Genomic DNA, 441 nt, shown 5'->3' on the forward strand with positions numbered 1-441 from the left:
CAATGGTAAAGTTCAGTCATGTTTGTAACTAAAAAGTAATGTTAGTGCCGTTGTAACATAAACTTTTCAATCTTTTAAGCGAAGTTTCGATTACTCGCCTTTTTCGACCAGCTCAATAAACTTTAAACTTTGCATCATAACGTTATCTGCAAGCGTAGAGTCTGAAAAGTAAGATTCCTTCTCAGTGGCTTTACTAGGAGCTGCCAACAAGATGTTATAATCATCTTCTAACTCGACCCATAAGCTTCGTTCTTGAGCATTTAATTGCGCATGTTTTTTACGAACATTGTCGGCTTCATAAAATGCCTCTTGTGCTTTTAAGAATGCATCTTGTGATTCTTCGCTCATATCTTCACTTGAAAACAAGCTATTACTTAAATCACTAATGTCTTCTTGCATTGCATCCATCGTTTGGCACCCACTAAGGGTAAGAAGTAATAC

General features: G+C 36.5%; 1 protein-coding gene. It reads right to left on the reverse strand.

The features are described from left to right. Window positions 1-90: 90 nt before the first annotated feature. On the reverse strand, window positions 91-441 hold a 351-nt coding region (locus tag E0L37_RS21430; RefSeq protein WP_205655689.1), incomplete at its 5' end, for a hypothetical protein.

This window comes from Alcanivorax sp. 24, from assembly GCF_004360225.1.
Classification (GTDB): domain Bacteria; phylum Pseudomonadota; class Gammaproteobacteria; order Pseudomonadales; family Alcanivoracaceae; genus Alloalcanivorax; species Alloalcanivorax xiamenensis.